Raw genomic sequence first — 15,647 nt, 5'->3', positions numbered from 1 at the left:
TTCTATTTCCGGATTCCGTTCATTTTTACATAAATATTTTCACTATAGTTATCGACATAAGTAATATATCGCTGAAACTCATTTTGGCACAGAGGTCCTCGCCCATGGGATTCCGTATTATCTTCGCGTTTCTGCCGGTTCTTCTCACCGCCTTCGGCCCCATGGAGGGTCCGCCGCCCGAAGAGCGGAACCACTACAATCTGCGCTTCCTGCGGGACTCGCGGACACCCGTCGAAATGAAACTGGTCCGATACGATACCGCCCGGCAAAAGCAGGTGGTCGAGCGGGGGGTTCTTCTTTCGTACAAAAGCCGTACCGCGCGACGCGTGCTGCTCGCGGGCGACTTTTCCGACTGGAAGCCGCTCGCGATGGAGCGGGGCAATAACGGCGTCTGGTATTATTTCATGTCCGGTGCGTTCGCCGAAGGCCGGGCGCGCTACAAGTTCCTCGTGGACGGCGTCTGGGTGCATGACCCCAGAAATGCCGTTAACGACGACGACGGCATGGGCTCGTATGTATCCATCCTGCCGCCCTTCGATGCCTCTGACGGGGCACAGATCACCTATCGCGCGCTCGGCGACAAAACGGTCGAATTCCGGCTGCACCGTCCGAAGGCGCGAATGATCTCCCTGGTCGGCGATTTCAACAACTGGAACCCGGAGAACGACCTCCTCGCACGCGGGCGTGACGGAACCTGGAGGCTGCGCAAGAAGCTGCACAGGGGGAGTTTCCGCTACTGTTACGTCATCGACGGCGAGTGGACGGTCGACATCTACAACCGGGAATCCGCGTCGAGCGATACCGGCCAGATTTGCTCGCTGATCAGGGTCGAATAGGCGCGGTCCGGCGGCCGTCAGGCCGCGCACCCGCAAAGGCGCGCAAGGCAGCACTCCCCGCATAGCGGCGTTTTTTTACAGAAGTATTTACCGTGATTCACGATAAGGGCGTGGTACTCGTTGTACTCGCGGGTACCGGCCCTGAACCGGCGGTGGAAAAGCCGCTGGACCTCGTCATACCCCTCCCCTCCCCGAAGCATGCCGATTCTGCCGAATATTCTGAAAGTATAAGCGTCGACCACGAAAACCTTTTTTTCGAGCGCGTACAACAAAATGGAGTCGGCCGTTTCCGGACCGATTCCGTTCACCGTCAGGAGCTCGCTCCGGAGGCGGCCGGTATCGAGCGCGCGAAGGCGCGCGAACGAATAGCCGTAGCGGGCGAACCAGTCCAGGAAATTGCGGAGCTTTTTGGCCTTTTGATTATAATAACCGGTCGGGCGTATGAGGAGGGCCAGTGTTTCGCCGGGGATGCGGTGCAGCGCGCGCGGAGCGAGGAGCTTTTCCTCTTTCAATCGCCCTATCGCTTTTTCCACGTTGGTCCAGGATACGTTCTGTGCGAGGATCGCGCCGATCGCGATTTCGAAATCGGTTTCACCCGGCCACCAGTGCTGTGGGCCGTACCGGGCGAGCAGTGCGCGGTATATCGCCGCGAGCGACGCCACCGCCTAAAGACTCACGGGCAGGCGTTTGGATTCGGGATGGTCGACAAGGACATCGCCATCCTCCTTGTATTTTTTAAGAAGGAAATGCGTGACGGTCGACTGCACGTTCTTTATTGTCGCCAGCTTTTCCGAGACGAAGAGCGATACTTGTTGAAGGGTCGGCCCCTCCACCTGCACCAGCAGATCATAGCTGCCCGAAAGCAGGAACACCGACGACACCTCCGGATAGCGGTAGATGGATTCCGCCACCGCGTCGAAGCCCACACCGCGCTCCGGGGTCACCTTCACCTCGATAAGCGCGCGCACCTCGTTGTTGCGGACCCTCATCCAGTTGACGTGCGTCTTGTATCTTAGAATTATCTTGTCCTTCTCGAACTGCTTGATGTATTTCGCCACACTGTTCTCGGCCACGTCGAGCTGCCGTGCGATCTCCTCGGCGGTCGTCTTGGCGTTAGCGGCGAGTATTTCGAGGATGGCCTCTCCGGTCTCATCGGTCTTGTATGCGCGCATTGTTCTCTCCTGATACCATCTGTTGCGCCGGGAATCGGCGCCCCCGCGCGGCCCCTCCCCCAACGGGCGGTACGCGGGAACCTATGAATTAACGCTTTACTCTTCCGCGCGTCAATAGTATTTTGCTTGATTTAAGGTAAAATTAAGCCGCAAAATCGGGTTTCTCACAGTCGTTTTTACGATATAATCGACAATTGTGTGGAAAAATCAATGCTCTTTTCCGCCCTTTTTCTTTCTTCTTTAAAGTTGCCTAACTCCGGAAAATAGTTACAACGCGCTGGAATGTTTGCGCGTAGTTTGGTTACAGTCCGTTAGATGGCAAAAGACCTGCTCCATGGTGAACGCATGAATCACAACGGCAACCACATCGAATCCCGCCTATGGGAAGCCGCCGACGAACTGCGGGCCAATTCCAAGCTGAAATCCTCGGAATACTCCGTTCCGGTACCTGGGCTTGTTTTCCTGCGCTATGCCGATCACAAGTTCCAGGCGGCCGCAAAGGAGCTCACCGGATCGGGCGGCGGCAGAAAAAAGATCGGCCCGGCCGATTGCCAGGCAAAGGGAGTGCTCTACCTGCCCGAAGCCGCCCGTTTCTCCGCATTGATTCAAATGCCCGAAGGGGCCAACATCGGCGCGGCCGTCAACGACGCCATGCGCGCCATCGAGGCGGATAATCCTGACCTGAAAGACGTGCTTCCTAAAACCTACAACCGCTTCGACAACTCCCTGCTCAAGGAACTGCTCAAGACCATGAACTCCGTCCCCAATGAAGAAGAACAACGGGGCGTCGGGGAGCAACTGAACGAGGAAGATCTGGCCCTTTTCGATCTTTTAACCAAGCCACAGATTGCAATGAGCGATACGGACCGGGACAAGGTGAAGGCCGCGGCCCGGGAGTTACCGGCCGCGCTCAAGGCGGGGAAACTGGTGCTGGATTGGCGCAAACGCCAGCAGGCCCGCGCCGGGGTGCGGGCGACCATCGAGAAACTGCTGTACCAGGGTTTGCCGGCGGTTTGCACGCCGGAGCTGTTCGAGCAAAAAACGACAACCCTGTTCCAACACATCTACGGCGCCCACTGCGGCGCCGGGCGCAGCGTGTATGCGGCGTCATGAAAATATCGGCAATGCTGAAAAGATAAAATGAAATCGGGCCTCCCCATACTGATCCTCATTCCGCACGCCGGACGGACCGTCCCCGAGGAACTCGCCGGATACGAGATCCTTGGCGACTTCGACCTGTTTTTCGAATCCGACGCCTGCGCGGACGTCCTTTTCAATTTCGACGAGAAGACCATCGCCCGCATCGATTCGCCCGTCTCCAGGGTGTTTGTCGACCTCGACCGGCACCATCTCATGGTCGCCCCGCGCACCGACGACGGTGTCGTGAAGAAACTGACCCCCTCGGGACACGCCATATACCCCCGGGGGATTTTCCCCGACGAGATCGCGATCGGCAACCTGCTCATGCGCTACTACCACGGCTTTCACCGCGCGATAGAAAAGATCCTCGAGACCGGCAAGGTCCGGCTCATCCTCGACTGCCATACGATGATGGCGGTGGGCCCCAGACACGCTGCGGACCCTGGAAGGCCACGACCCCTCGTAACCGTGAACAACATCGTGACCCATGAAGGAACGCCGATCAAGACCTGCCCCGACGAGACGGCGCGCGCGCTCCTTGAATCCATGAGAAAATCGCTCGGAGGAGAGGAATGGACCGTCGGCGAGCCCTTCGCGCTCAACAATCCCCCGTTCGCAAGCCATATCATGCTGCGCCATGGCCGGGGCAAAACGCCGCTTCTGCGGCTCTCGGTTTCGCGGGGCCTCTTCATCAACGACCGCTATTTCCGCCACGACGACCTCTCCGTAAACAGCGTGCGGATGCTCGATCTTCGTCGTAAAATATGGGAGGGTATAGAGCGTTTTTACCGCAGGCATTTCTGACCCTTCCGCTTTCCGCGTCCTCAAACGCCCGGCGCCACCGGCCGGCGGAACACGGCCCCGGCAATAAACCGTCCATCCGGTCTCCCCTGATGGCGAGTACCGCATGTTTGGTCTCATCCAGAGCGGTATATATTGCGCATAATCCAGAAAAAAACGACTGTACAGTTGCCACTGCCCTGGTTTTGTGGTACATTTACATGATTTACCCGGAAAGCGGCACCGGCTCCGGATTTCCTTAGCGTATCCGGTTCGCGGCTTGACGCAGTCGGGCGGAATATCCTTCGACTTTCACTTTACGTACAGATTACCGCAGCGAGGCGCTGATGAGATTCTTACTGTCGCTGATGTTTGTTTTGCTCGTTCCTGCTGCGCTTTTCGCGCGCGTTCAAATCGTCACCACCTATCCCTATATGGCCGATATCGCCCGTACCATCGGAGGCGATAATGTGGAGGTGATATCGATCGCCTCGGGCACCAGCCATCCCCACTACGTCAACACGAACGCCGCCGCATTGCATGCCCTTAAAAAGGCCGACCTGCTGATCATCAACGGCGCGGGACTCGAGGAGGCCTGGATAGAGGGACTCTTGAAAAGCACCGCCCGGGCGTCCATCCAGGCGGACTCGGACGGATACCTCGACCTTTCGGAGCATGTTACCCTTATCCGGGAGGATGACATACCCATACAGCGCACCTCACAATTAACGCACCACGGAGTGAACCCTCATCACCATCTGGATCCCGCCAATATCCCCGTTTTCGCCGACGCGATCGCCGCGCGTCTGCGCAAGCTTGACAACGCGAACGCCGCAGCATACCAGGACAACGCCCGCGCATTCAATGAGCGATGGAAGCGAAAAATGAAGCACTGGGACTCCGTACTCCTCGACAGGAAGGGCGCAATAGTCATTCAGCGTCACGCGCTCTTCGATTATTATCTCAGGCGCTACGACATCGTCTGCGCGGGCTCCCTCGAACCCGCCCCGGGGGTTTCGCCGACCGTCCAGCACGCCAACCGTATTTTATCGGAAACGCCGCCCGACCGGATTACGTTCATCATCCGCGACGTCTTCAACACGGCCACCGCGGCGAGCCATCTGGCGTCGCGCACCGGGATAAAAATGATCGTGCTCCCGCACGATGTCGGTTCGCTCCCCGAGGCCGCCGACATCTTTTCCCTGTTCGACGAGATCGCCAGGAGACTGGCCGAATAGCGGCGTCTTTTTTTCTTGATATTATCGCTCCCGGCCCTTCCCCTGATGCTCGTACAAATGGCCGGAGGGCGGCACGGGACACGAGCGTTACGGCCTTGCACTGAATTTATTAAGCTACGAGGTATCGCCGGAGATCCGCGCATACCGGCTCGCCTACGGGCTGCTGCTGAACCACGAATGGTCGAGCACGGGAAGCGGGTACGACCTAAGCGTGCTCCGGTTCATCTACAACCTGAAGCGCGACGGCGACTACTTCCGGCACAACTTCCTTCCGTTCTGGTATTACAGAAGCGATCCGAACGAATGGGTGCTCTGCATTCCGCCGCTGCTCACCTACGTGAGCGCCGAGAGCGATGGAGACAAATTCCAGTTGTGGGGACTCGGCGCGCTGTGGTATCGGAACCTGAAACCCGCCGAGAGCTACGATCGACAGATGCTGCTCCTGGGCATCCCCTACTATCACCTCGTGAAACCCGAGCGCGGCTACAGCTCGACGGGGAGCCTGTGGGGTCTTATATGGGAGTCGGAATCGGAAACCGAAACGGGATTCAAAAAGCTCTCGGTACTCAAGTTCGTGTACAAGCGCGTGGAGATGAACGGCGAGGCCTATCATCAGGTGCTGGGCATCAGGTTTTAGGCCCGCGCAAGCCCCTCCAGGAAGTCGTACGCTGAGAGCGCGGCCGTTGCGCCGTCGGACGCGGCCGCCACGATCTGCCTGATCGATTCGCTTCGAAGGTCGCCCGCGGCGAAGAGGCCCGGAATGGAGGTGCGCATGCGCATGTCGACCATCACCTCTCCGTAGTCGTTGAGGATCTCGCCCGGAATGTACTCGGTGTTCGACCGGTAGCCCACGAAGATGAACACGCCGTCGACCGGCAGATCGCTCTTGGCGCCGGTCTGTTTATTTTCCAGGCTGATCGATTCGACCTTGCCGCTGCCATTGATGGAGCGCACCACCGAATCGTACACCGGTTCGATGGCTCCGTTTTCAAGCACGCGCTTTTGTAGAAGCTTTGCGCCCCGGAAGGCGTCGCGCCGGTGCACCAGGTATACCTTCGAGGCGAAGCGCGTCAGATGCAGCGCCTCCTCGAGCGCCGTGTCGCCTCCTCCCACAACCGCGGTGACCCTGCCTTTAAAGAACGCGGCATCGCAGGTGGCGCAGTACGACACCCCCCGGCCGGTAAACTCGGCCTCGCCGGGAACGCCGAGCTTGAGAAGCGACGCGCCCGTGGCGCAGATGACCGCGCGCGCGCGGATCGGTTCCCCGCCAACGATAGAAATCTCGAAGCAGTTTTCAGCCTCGTTGCGGCGAAGCGTGGACAGCTCACCGCTCACTATCCCGGCTCCGAGACGCCGCGCCTGGTTTTCCATGGAGCTCATAAGCTCCCAGCCCGGGACGGGGTCGACGAAACCGGGATAGTTTTCGACCTCGTAGGTGGTCATCACCTGCCCGCCCGGCGCAAGCTTTTCAAGCACCACCAGGTCGATGCCCGCGCGCATCCCGTAGATCGCCGCGGAAAGCCCGGCGGGGCCCGCGCCGACTATTACAAGATCCTTCATCGATCCGCTCCTTCAACGATTGTATGACCGGCGACCGGCAAAGACTCGGCACTCGGAACGAATTTTGCAACCATATTTTGCAACCGTACATATCGGCGTTAAATTTTGGTTGAACAGCCGGGCCCCGTTGCTTAAAATCGGCAGTGTTGTCGGGCGGGCGAACCGGCGCCATCCCTGTCACGGATTTAAAAAGCCGTTCCATCTTTACCATAAAAAAAGTGCTCTCTCCACGGAGAAACGAGATCACAGGGAAGACCAATTTCTACCGGGCATAAATTAAAACCGGAAGAAGATTTACGGGGCATTCGCTCATATTGAAAACACCGGAGAAGCCGATCCATGATCGAATTCTTCACATCGCAGGGACCCATTATGCAGGCGCTCATGGCGACCTGCTTTACCTGGGGCCTAACGGCCCTCGGCGCATCGCTGGTGTTTCTGGGCAGGGAGGCGAACCGTAAAGTACTCGATTTCGCCCTCGCCTTCGCCGGCGGCGTCATGATCGCGGCCAGCTACTGGTCGCTCCTCGCCCCGGCCATAGAGATGTCCGAGGCAGGCCCGCTGCCGGTCTGGGTACCTCCGGCCACGGGCTTTATGGCGGGGGGGATATTCCTCCGCCTGATGGACCGGGTGCTCCCGCACCTGCATCGCTTCCTGCCCGTAAACGAGGCCGAGGGCGTCAAGACCTCGTGGCAGCGGAGCACGCTCCTGGTCCTCGCCATAACCCTGCATAACATACCCGAGGGGCTTGCCGTGGGCGTCGCTTTCGGCGCCGTAGCGGCCGGACTGCCCTCGGCCACCCTCGCGTCGGCGATCGCTCTCGCCGTCGGTATCGGCATTCAGAATTTCCCGGAGGGCATGGCGGTGTCGCTCCCGCTTCGACGCGAGGGAATGGCGCGCGGTAAAAGCTTTTTCTACGGGCAGATGTCGGGCATGGTCGAGCCGATGGCCGGGGTGCTGGGGGCGTCAATCGTGCTGGCAGCCCGGTCCATCCTGCCCTACGCGCTCGCCTTCGCAGCCGGCGCCATGATCTACGTGGTGGTCGAGGAGGTGATACCCGAGTCGCAGTCGGGCGGCAACGGCGACCTGGCCACCATGGGGGTAATGGTGGGATTTACGATAATGATGATTCTCGATGTTGCGCTGGGTTAAAGGATTCCAGTCCGACGTCGCGGGAAAAAAGATTCGAACGTTTCCGGCGCCGCCGCGATCTCACGGCGACGCCATTCATCGGCGAATGTACGCCTGTCACTTTTTCAGAGAACGACGCTCGTAAAGAAACAGGCCCAGGCCGAGCGCCGAGAGGAGCGCGAAGAACACCGCGGTGTTGCGGGTAAGCGCCGAGCCAAGCTGGCGGCGCTCGAGCAATATACCCAGATACAACCCGTCGTCTTTTGCAAGCTCCTCGCCGCCGGACACCCGCCGGTCAAAATCGCGCAAAATAAACTTCACCGGCTGCGCGGCGACGTCGAAATTCTCGTAGCGCGCGAAGATCTGCGGATCGCGAAGCATAAGGTAGGCCTCTTTATACGCCGCGGCCACATCGTTCTCGGCCGCAAGAAGGGCGCTTATCTTCGGCTCGACACGAAGCATGGAATAACCGGCGATCCCACCGCACACAAGGGCTATGCCGAGGGTTATAAGGGCAAACCAGAGATAAAGCCCCGAGTCGTCAATTTTTTTCATGAGCCTTCCCTTTCAGTACGGAATGTATGTTTTCCCGGCGAAACGTCACGCGCTTAAGCTCTATATCCTCGTCCGGCACGTATATCTCTTCGGTCGCCCCGCTTTTAACCACCTCGTCGTAGCTGATCTCGAGCATGTCCAGGAGCGGCCGTACGTCCTTCTCGGTACCGCTGGCGATCACCGAGACCGGGACCGTTTCGAACGGGAATATCGCCGGCACCGAGACGCGCACGGGATTGAACGGCGACTCCGGAAGCGCCTTCCCCTTCTCGCTGAACACCACGTCGGCCGAATAATCGAAAAAGACCCTGTCGCTGTTCTCGTTCCGGAGGCCCCCCGCCAGGTTCAATGTAAAATACACGCTGTTGTCTTTGATCGTCGTTTGAATCACCAGTCGGGGCGATTCAAGCTTCTCCGGTGCGCGGGCGCATCCCGCGACGAGAAACAGTGAGACCAGTGCGATCGATCGTTTCATCAGGCTTTCTCCAGTAAACGGATCCGCTTCATCGCCGGTATCGAAAATCGCTCCCGAATCCTCCGGCAACACTATTGTATCTGGAACGCCGTGAATGTTTCGTCAAGAAAAAATAAAAATCAGCCCCAAACCGCGCCACTTGAGCTCATAAAAATGAATTGACCGCACGCGGCCACACCCCCGAAATATCGGGCATTGAATTAACGAACCGGAAGGATGTATACCCATGAGCAGCGACGAAAGGCTTAAAAAAAGGGCCGGCGTCTGCAAGAACGAATGCCCTGTCTGCACCCGCGCCCGTAAAAAGGGCCGCGGCTTCCTTTACCGCCTCGTGAAACTCGAACGCCGCATCTGCCCCTATTGCCGGGCCTACGAAGAGGTCTACGGAAAACCGGCCTACGAGTGATGACCCTGCCCGCCCGTTTCTTCTGCGCCCCCATGGCCGAGCTCACCACACCGGCGCTTCGCGAAACCATAAAAGGCTTCGGAGGCGGGGTCGTGCTGTGCTCGGAGATGCTTTCGGCCGCCGCCATCGTCGCCAGGTCGAAGCATAACGAGCCCCTTGTTCTTAAACGCGAATTCGAGGAGCCCTTCGGCTACCAGATCGTCGGCACCGAGCCGAAGGTGATGGCCAATGCCGCGCGCATGCTCCAGGAGCGCGGATGCTGGGCGGTGGACATCAACATGGGCTGTTCGGCCCCCGACATCGCCAAGACCGGCGCCGGCGCGCGGCTGCTCGGGAACCCGGACCGCGCGCGGGAGATCGTGCGCGCCTGCCGCAGGGCCGTTTCCATAAAACTTTCAGTCAAGATGCGCGCGGGTTACGACTCGAGCGACCCCGTGCGCCTGGTCGAGTTCGCGCGCATGCTTGAGTCCGAGGGAGTGGACCACATCACGCTTCATCCGCGCCACGGCAGGCTGGGCTTTCGCCGCAAAGCGGACTGGAAGCTCGTTCTGCTCCTTAAAGAATCGCTCCGCATCCCGGTGATCGGTAACGGCGACATCATCTCGCCCGTCGGCGCCGTCGCGCGCCTGGGCGAGACCGGATGCGACGCGGTCATGATCGGGCGCGAGGCCGTGAAATCCCCGTGGATATTCATGCTCTGCACGGAACTCCTTGCGGGCGTCGAGCGCGTGCACGCCATCGACGTACGCGAAATCTTCATAACGGTGCTCCACAAACTGCGCGACTCTCTTCCCGCACATCTGCACAAGAGCCGCGGCCACCGCTTCGCGTTCTATTTTTCGAAGAACGCCTATTTCTCCCACGAACTATTCACCCGCATACGAAAAGAAACGGACATCGACGGGATGGCCAGGCACGTAATGGACTACTACGACGCGCACCCCGACGAGGCAACGCTCGTCATACGCCCCGGGAAGGCCCGCGACGACGCGGCGGCGGGATGAGATGGCGGCCGCGGCATCGATAAGTGATTGACGCGTACCGTCGAACATACATCTGATAAATTCTTGGACCATATTCACGGAAGGACGACATGCGGCTGATCAAATTCACCTGGAGCGGATTAAAACAACCCTGCTGGGGAATTGAGCGCGATGGAAAGGCATACCCCGTCGCGGGCTGCACCACTGCGGCAACCGCCTTCCGTTTCGCCCGGGCCGGAAAAGCGCCGACGGGACGCGGTGTGCCCATTGAAAAGTGCACGCTCCTTCCCCCGGCCGACGAGCGCGCGCACGTCTACTGCGCGGGGCTTAACTACCGCGACCACGCCGCGGAGGTGCGCATGCCCATCCCGGCGAGCCCTGTCTTCTTCACCAAGTCGGGGGGCGCGCTCGCGGGAGCGCACGACGACATCATCTACCCCGAAAGCGTGACGCTCCTCGACTACGAGGTGGAGCTCGCGCTCGTCATCGGCGCGCGCATCGGCCGAAACGACGTAGTGACGGCGGACAACCTTCCGGCCTGCATCCTTGGCATCACCATCATGAACGATGTCTCGGCGCGCGACGTCCAGTTGAGTGCGGGACAGTGGTTCCTCGGCAAGAGCTTCCGCACCTTCGCGCCCCTGGGACCGGTCATCCAGACCCTCGACGCTTTGGTCCTTTCGCGCCTCTACGCGCTCGAGCTCGAGCTTTCGGTGTACAACGCACTCGGCGCCCCCTACGACTACAAGCGCCAGCGCGGCACGACCGCTGACATGATCTTCAAACCCCACGAGCTCATCCGCTGCCTCCAGGAAAAATTCGACCTCCTGCCCGGCGACGTCATCGCCACCGGCACGCCGTGCGGGGTGGCACTGGGCCGGCCCTCGCACTTCCGCGCACGCATCGCCGAGATACTGGGCATACCCCAGGGCGAGCGCATCGCGCGCTTCCTCAAGGGCGAGCGACGGCACAATCCGAAATATCTGATGCGCGGCGACCGCATCGAGGCGCGCATACGGAGCGCGGACGGCGTGGTCGATCTGGGGGTGCAGAGGAATTTTGTAAAATGAGCAAACCACCCGGGGATTATCCGTGCCTGCGGGACGCTTTATAGTACCAATTTTTTTACTGCCCTCATTAAACTCTTGATTTTTCACGCCAAAGGTGTAATTCTTAGCGGTATTAATTCCTTAGCTCGATTTTTGAAATATTGTCCATCTTATACTTTGGCGTTAATACGGCGATCAGAAATTCAAATAAGGAGGTTTCCATATGGCTAAGGGATATGCAGGTCAATTTTTGCGCGTTGATTTAAGTTCGGGAGTTTGCGAAAACTTCATCATCGATGATGCGGTATTGCGGAAATTCATCGGTGGATCTTCCCTGGGTGCAAAACTCTACATAGACTCTTACAACCTGCACGCCGATCCTCTGGCCCCGGAGAGTCCGCTGATGGTTATGACCGGGCCCATGGTGGGAAGCGGTTTCTCGGGGACCTCCCGGTTTGCCGTATGCGCGAAATCCCCCCTGACGGGGATCTGGGGTGAAGCGGCCTGCGGCGGTACATTCAGCCCCGAAATGAAACGGGCCGGCTACGACGGCATCGTTATCACCGGCGCGTCACCGAAGCCGGTCTATCTATCATTGACTGATGGTACGGCGAAGCTTATCGACGCATCCGATCTCTGGGGGAAGGATATCTACGAAACAACCGACATCCTGAAGGCCCCCGATAAATCCATCAAAGTCCTGGCAATCGGCCCCGCGGGTGAGAATCTCGTGAAATTCGCCGCCATCGGGAATGACAAGGGCCATTTTATCGGACGGACGGGACTCGGCGCTGTAATGGGATCGAAGAAATTAAAAGCCATTATCGCCAAAGGATCCAAGCGCCTTGAAAAAGCCGATGACGCCCGGTACAAGGAGCTTGCCAGGGCCGCCGTCCAGGAGATCAAGGACTCGACACTGGCAGGCTCCCTGCACGCGATGGGATCGGATGCCGCCATGGTCACGGGAATGTTCAGTGGCGATGTCCCCATTAAGAACTGGAGCGTGGGCGAAGATTTCGATCTCTCGATAAGCCTCGGCGGCCCCACGTTGAGTGAGAAATACCTGACCAGGGCCCATGCCTGTTCGCATTGTTCCCTGGCCTGCAAGCGCGTCGTCGTCGTCAAGGAAGGGCCCTATCAAACCGAGGAAGGTCCGGGGCCCGAATACGAGACCTGCGGCAGTTTCGGGACCATGCTCATGAATGGGGATCTTACCGCCGTAATCAAGGCCAATGAATTATGCAACCGTTACGGAATGGATACGATCAGTTGCGGCTCGGCAATCGCCCTGTCCATGGAGCTCTATGAGAAGGGAACCCTTTCCAAAGGCGATGTGGACGGCCTGGACCTCGCCTGGGGAAACATGGAGGCCGTTATGCCGCTTCTGAAAAAGATCGCCTACCGGGAAGGATTCGGTGATACGCTTGCGGAAGGCTCGCTCAATGCGGCAAGGAAAATCGGCAAGGACGCGGTCGATTCCGTCATTCATGTCAAAGGCCTGGATCTCCCCATGCACGATCCGCGGGGATTCCATGGCATGGGGCTCGCCTACATGATGTCAAACCGGGGAGCCTGCCATCTTCAACATGCCGCGCTCGCGACGGAACAGGGGATGGCCTCCTGGCCGCAGTTGTTTGATATGAAGGATGACTACAACGGTCAGATAAGCGATGAAAAGGCCGTCCTCATCTACAATTCTGAAAACTACGGCATCCTCGGTAATTCTCTATCGATCTGTCACTACCTTGTCTATGTCCTGCAACCGGAGACCATCCGGGATGCTTTCAACGCGATCACCGGTTTCAACCTTGGCTTTAAAGATTTGCTCGAGGCCGGCATGAGGGACTGGACGCTAAAACGGGGGATTAATAACCTCATGGGGGTAACCTCGAAGGACGATGTCCTGCCCAGGCGTGTCTTAACCCCCCTGACGGACGGGGCCGCAGCCGGATCGGTTCCGGACATGAAGCGCCTGCTGTCCGAATATTATGCGCTCAGGGGTCTTGACGAACGGGGATTCCCCAGGGAAGAAAAGCTTGTAGAACTGGGCCTGGAGGAGCTGCGATCAAAGCTTTACAAATAAAATCAAGGAGGAGGTAATTGGTATGGCATTAAAAGCGTTTTCACAAGAATGGATGGATGCATGGCTGAAATCAATTCAGACTTCACAGGAATACAAAGAGATTGCCAAAGAATGGGAAGGCAGCGTGTCCATCATCGTAAACCCCGACCCATCCAAGGGCATACCGGACCCGGTTTATATGTGGACGGACTACTGGCATGGCGAAGCGAAGGACTTCCATTATTGTGACAAAGCCAAGGCGGAAAGCGCCAATTTCGTGATGAGCGGCGACTATATCCGCTGGAAGCAGGTCGCCAAGAAGGAGCTGGATTCCACGAAAGCCCTGATGCAGGGCAAGCTGAAATTAAAGGGCGACCTGACCTATGTCGTTAAACACGTGAAAACCGTCAACAAGGTGGTTGACCTGCTGGCGGCCCTTGACACCGTTTTCCCTGATGATTAAAATCTATCATATCTAAAGGAGAAACCTATGGCTTACGATCAGGATTTAGAATTCATTTATTACGGACCGACCAGGGTCGTTTTCGGCGTAGGTTCATCCCGCGAGGTCGAAGTCGAGATGAGTTCCCTGGGGTGCGGCCGGGCCGTCGTGATGACGGATCCGGGCATCATAAAAGCAGGACTTCTTGACGTCGTTAAAGATACCCTGGGGAAAAAATGCGTCGGCGTATTCAGCGATATCCCGCAGGATACCGGGGTCGGGACTGTCAATCGCGCCGCCGACTATGCCAAGGAATGTGGTGCGGACATCATTATCAGCCTGGGCGGCGGCAGTGTTATCGATACGGCAAAAAATGTCTGCATCATCCTGAAGGAAGGCGGCCGCTGCGAGGACTGGCAGGGATTAGGAATGCTGAGCGGACCGGTGACACCCCACATCGTCATCCCCACGACGGCGGGAACGGGCAGCGAGGTGACTTTCGCGACCGTCCTTTTTGATGAAACGAAAGGGCAGAAGGTCTTGACCAATGAGATGTTCAACGCACCCCGCGTTGCCATTCTCGATCCGAAAATGACGGAAAAGCTCCCCCCTCTGCTGACTGCCGGGACAGGCATGGATGCCATGTGCCATGCCGTGGAGGCCCTTCACTCATTACAGCATGAACCGATTGCAGACGGCCTTGCCATTCATGCAATTCGCCTGCTGAGCCGGAACCTGCCTGCATGTGTTGACAACGGTTCCGACCTGGTGGCAAGGGGACAGGTTCAGATCGCCGCCCTGTTGGCCGGCTGGTCTTTCGGCAATGCTCTGGTTGGCATTGTCCATGCCATGGCGCACTCCATTGGCGCCATCGCCAGGGTGCCCCACGGGACCGCCAACGGTATACTGCTGCCGCACTGCATGAATTTCAACCTTGAAGATGCAGTGGAAGCTTATGGCATGGTTGCAGAGGGTTTCGGAGTCCGGGAACGCGGCATGGACGACCTGACGGCCGCCAAGGAATCTGTCAAGGCGATGAAGGCATTCACAAAGCGCATCAAACATCCACAAAAACTCTCCGAGGTGGGTGTCAAAGAAGCGGATCTTCCAAGGGCGTCGGAGCTGTGCATGTCGGACGGCTCAATTCTGAATAACCCGAAGATGGTTATCGATTCATCGCAGGTCCTGGAGATTTACAAGAAAGCATTTTGATTGCGGATAATGCCGGGAGACAGTCGAAAGACCGCCTCCCGGAAGGATGGACAACCGGAATTTAAGGCAACAGCAGGGGGGATGATGAACCAGTTCATCGAAAACAGGGCCGCGGATGAGGTCCCTTTCTCAAATGTTCTTGAGGATCTCATGACCCAGAATATTGAAAAACACCCGGACAAGATGGAGGTCCTCAAGAAAATGAAAGGGGCCGTAGCCTTGAACTTGCATGATATCGAGGCGGTGGTGACTCTTCGTTTCGACGGGGGGAAAATGACCATCGATGCCGGAATCGTTGGAAAACCGGCGCTTGTCATCAAGACCGAATCTGCGCAGGTAATGGACCTGAATGTCCTGAAAATCAAATGGGGCTTGCCGTATTATTTCGATAAGGCGGGATTAAAGGTCATTTCGCACATCCTGACAGGCCGTCTCAAGGTGCGGGGCATGTTTTCCCATCCCATTCTGCTTACACGCTTAACTGTCATCATGTCCGTCATGTAAATCCGGCCTTGTGTAACCATCAGGCGGTAATTTTCAAGGCCCCGGCAACGGGGCCCTTTAAATTTGGAGGCAGAAATGTCGAGAAAAAGAGCCGGCGCCTTT

Annotated in this window: 18 protein-coding genes; 13 read left to right on the top strand and 5 right to left on the bottom strand. The window is 58.0% G+C overall.

What is annotated here, in order from left to right; translation table 11 throughout:
- Positions 1 to 104: 104 nt before the first annotated feature.
- A complete protein-coding gene (locus tag VLM75_02295) occupies positions 105 to 836 on the top strand; it encodes a hypothetical protein (protein HSV95745.1) in 732 nt (243 codons plus the stop codon).
- 17 nt (positions 837 to 853) lie between these two features.
- Here the strand turns inward: VLM75_02295 and VLM75_02290 are convergent, their stop codons facing one another.
- Both VLM75_02290 and VLM75_02285 read right to left on the bottom strand, forming a co-directional pair.
- Positions 854 to 1,498, bottom strand: coding sequence for an endonuclease III domain-containing protein (locus VLM75_02290; protein HSV95744.1), 645 nt, complete (start codon positions 1,496 to 1,498; stop codon positions 854 to 856).
- A gap of 3 nt (positions 1,499 to 1,501) precedes the next feature.
- Positions 1,502 to 2,008 (bottom strand): Lrp/AsnC family transcriptional regulator, encoded by a 507-nt coding sequence (locus tag VLM75_02285; GenBank protein ID HSV95743.1) that lies wholly within the window; start codon positions 2,006 to 2,008, stop codon positions 1,502 to 1,504.
- A 345-nt stretch (positions 2,009 to 2,353) separates the two neighbouring features.
- Here VLM75_02285 and VLM75_02280 point away from each other — a divergent pair, with 345 nt between their 5' ends.
- From VLM75_02280 to VLM75_02265, 4 genes are all read left to right on the top strand, one after another.
- Positions 2,354 to 3,121, top strand: a complete 768-nt coding sequence (locus VLM75_02280) for a type I restriction-modification system subunit M N-terminal domain-containing protein (GenBank protein HSV95742.1) — start codon at positions 2,354 to 2,356, stop codon at positions 3,119 to 3,121.
- Between the two features lie 27 nt (positions 3,122 to 3,148).
- A complete protein-coding gene (locus VLM75_02275; protein ID HSV95741.1) occupies positions 3,149 to 3,952 on the top strand; it encodes an N-formylglutamate amidohydrolase in 804 nt (267 codons plus the stop codon).
- Between the two features lie 323 nt (positions 3,953 to 4,275).
- The gene (locus VLM75_02270) at positions 4,276 to 5,166 is read left to right on the top strand and encodes a zinc ABC transporter substrate-binding protein (protein ID HSV95740.1); all 891 of its coding nucleotides are present in this window, start codon (positions 4,276 to 4,278) and stop codon (positions 5,164 to 5,166) included.
- A 211-nt stretch (positions 5,167 to 5,377) separates the two neighbouring features.
- Complete coding sequence (locus VLM75_02265; protein ID HSV95739.1) at positions 5,378 to 5,803, top strand: hypothetical protein; 426 nt, start codon at positions 5,378 to 5,380, stop codon at positions 5,801 to 5,803.
- Here VLM75_02265 and trxB read toward each other — a convergent pair.
- Positions 5,800 to 6,726 (bottom strand): thioredoxin-disulfide reductase, encoded by a 927-nt coding sequence (trxB, locus tag VLM75_02260; GenBank protein HSV95738.1) that lies wholly within the window; start codon positions 6,724 to 6,726, stop codon positions 5,800 to 5,802. The two genes, VLM75_02265 and trxB, sit on opposite strands and share 4 nt — an antisense overlap.
- A 339-nt stretch (positions 6,727 to 7,065) precedes the next feature.
- On the opposite strand from trxB, the gene VLM75_02255 reads away from it, so the two are divergent.
- Complete coding sequence (locus tag VLM75_02255; GenBank protein ID HSV95737.1) at positions 7,066 to 7,878, top strand: ZIP family metal transporter; 813 nt, start codon at positions 7,066 to 7,068, stop codon at positions 7,876 to 7,878.
- 96 nt (positions 7,879 to 7,974) lie between these two features.
- Here VLM75_02255 and VLM75_02250 read toward each other — a convergent pair whose 3' ends face one another.
- On the bottom strand, positions 7,975 to 8,412 hold the full coding sequence (locus VLM75_02250; GenBank protein HSV95736.1) for a hypothetical protein: 438 nt from the start codon (positions 8,410 to 8,412) through the stop codon (positions 7,975 to 7,977).
- Entirely contained in the window at positions 8,399 to 8,887 is a 489-nt protein-coding gene (locus tag VLM75_02245) for a hypothetical protein (GenBank protein ID HSV95735.1), read from the bottom strand. The genes VLM75_02250 and VLM75_02245 overlap by 14 nt, the downstream gene beginning before the upstream one ends.
- Positions 8,888 to 9,113: 226 nt before the next feature.
- Here VLM75_02245 and VLM75_02240 point away from each other — a divergent pair, with 226 nt between their 5' ends.
- The 7 genes from VLM75_02240 to VLM75_02210 all read left to right on the top strand — a co-directional run bounded on the left by VLM75_02240 (position 9,114) and on the right by VLM75_02210 (position 15,545).
- Positions 9,114 to 9,293: a hypothetical protein gene (locus VLM75_02240; GenBank protein ID HSV95734.1), complete on the top strand. Its 180-nt coding sequence runs from the start codon at positions 9,114 to 9,116 to the stop codon at positions 9,291 to 9,293.
- Positions 9,293 to 10,297 carry a tRNA-dihydrouridine synthase family protein gene (locus tag VLM75_02235; protein HSV95733.1) on the top strand — a complete coding sequence of 335 codons (1,005 nt, stop codon included), beginning with the start codon at positions 9,293 to 9,295 and terminating at the stop codon, positions 10,295 to 10,297. The genes VLM75_02240 and VLM75_02235 overlap by 1 nt, the downstream gene beginning before the upstream one ends.
- 89 nt (positions 10,298 to 10,386) lie before the next feature.
- Positions 10,387 to 11,346: a fumarylacetoacetate hydrolase family protein gene (locus VLM75_02230; GenBank protein HSV95732.1), complete on the top strand. Its 960-nt coding sequence runs from the start codon at positions 10,387 to 10,389 to the stop codon at positions 11,344 to 11,346.
- 202 nt (positions 11,347 to 11,548) lie between these two features.
- On the top strand, positions 11,549 to 13,408 hold the full coding sequence (locus VLM75_02225) for an aldehyde ferredoxin oxidoreductase family protein (GenBank protein ID HSV95731.1): 1,860 nt from the start codon (positions 11,549 to 11,551) through the stop codon (positions 13,406 to 13,408).
- Positions 13,409 to 13,430: 22 nt separating this feature from the next.
- Positions 13,431 to 13,850, top strand: a complete 420-nt coding sequence (locus VLM75_02220) for an SCP2 sterol-binding domain-containing protein (GenBank protein HSV95730.1) — start codon at positions 13,431 to 13,433, stop codon at positions 13,848 to 13,850.
- Between the two features lie 27 nt (positions 13,851 to 13,877).
- Positions 13,878 to 15,041, top strand: coding sequence for an iron-containing alcohol dehydrogenase (locus tag VLM75_02215; protein HSV95729.1), 1,164 nt, complete (start codon positions 13,878 to 13,880; stop codon positions 15,039 to 15,041).
- 84 nt (positions 15,042 to 15,125) lie between these two features.
- A complete protein-coding gene (locus VLM75_02210; protein HSV95728.1) occupies positions 15,126 to 15,545 on the top strand; it encodes a hypothetical protein in 420 nt (139 codons plus the stop codon).
- Positions 15,546 to 15,647 lie beyond the last annotated feature (102 nt).

The organism is Spirochaetota bacterium (assembly GCA_035477215.1).
Classification (GTDB): domain Bacteria; phylum Spirochaetota; class UBA4802; order UBA4802; family UBA5368; genus MVZN01.
This window is presented reverse-complemented; position numbering and strand designations above follow the sequence as displayed.

Coding starts and splice junctions, on each gene's coding strand:
- VLM75_02285 (HSV95743.1), bottom strand. CDS start 2,008: ATGCGCGCATACAAGACCGATGAGACCGGAGAGGCCATCCTCGAAATA.
- VLM75_02215 (HSV95729.1), top strand. CDS start 13,878: ATGGCTTACGATCAGGATTTAGAATTCATTTATTACGGACCGACCAGG.
- VLM75_02240 (HSV95734.1), top strand. CDS start 9,114: ATGAGCAGCGACGAAAGGCTTAAAAAAAGGGCCGGCGTCTGCAAGAAC.
- trxB (HSV95738.1), bottom strand. CDS start 6,726: ATGAAGGATCTTGTAATAGTCGGCGCGGGCCCCGCCGGGCTTTCCGCG.
- VLM75_02270 (HSV95740.1), top strand. CDS start 4,276: ATGAGATTCTTACTGTCGCTGATGTTTGTTTTGCTCGTTCCTGCTGCG.
- VLM75_02230 (HSV95732.1), top strand. CDS start 10,387: ATGCGGCTGATCAAATTCACCTGGAGCGGATTAAAACAACCCTGCTGG.
- VLM75_02245 (HSV95735.1), bottom strand. CDS start 8,887: ATGAAACGATCGATCGCACTGGTCTCACTGTTTCTCGTCGCGGGATGC.
- VLM75_02255 (HSV95737.1), top strand. CDS start 7,066: ATGATCGAATTCTTCACATCGCAGGGACCCATTATGCAGGCGCTCATG.
- VLM75_02235 (HSV95733.1), top strand. CDS start 9,293: ATGACCCTGCCCGCCCGTTTCTTCTGCGCCCCCATGGCCGAGCTCACC.
- VLM75_02295 (HSV95745.1), top strand. CDS start 105: ATGGGATTCCGTATTATCTTCGCGTTTCTGCCGGTTCTTCTCACCGCC.
- VLM75_02275 (HSV95741.1), top strand. CDS start 3,149: ATGAAATCGGGCCTCCCCATACTGATCCTCATTCCGCACGCCGGACGG.
- VLM75_02250 (HSV95736.1), bottom strand. CDS start 8,412: ATGAAAAAAATTGACGACTCGGGGCTTTATCTCTGGTTTGCCCTTATA.
- VLM75_02210 (HSV95728.1), top strand. CDS start 15,126: ATGAACCAGTTCATCGAAAACAGGGCCGCGGATGAGGTCCCTTTCTCA.
- VLM75_02220 (HSV95730.1), top strand. CDS start 13,431: ATGGCATTAAAAGCGTTTTCACAAGAATGGATGGATGCATGGCTGAAA.
- VLM75_02225 (HSV95731.1), top strand. CDS start 11,549: ATGGCTAAGGGATATGCAGGTCAATTTTTGCGCGTTGATTTAAGTTCG.
- VLM75_02280 (HSV95742.1), top strand. CDS start 2,354: ATGAATCACAACGGCAACCACATCGAATCCCGCCTATGGGAAGCCGCC.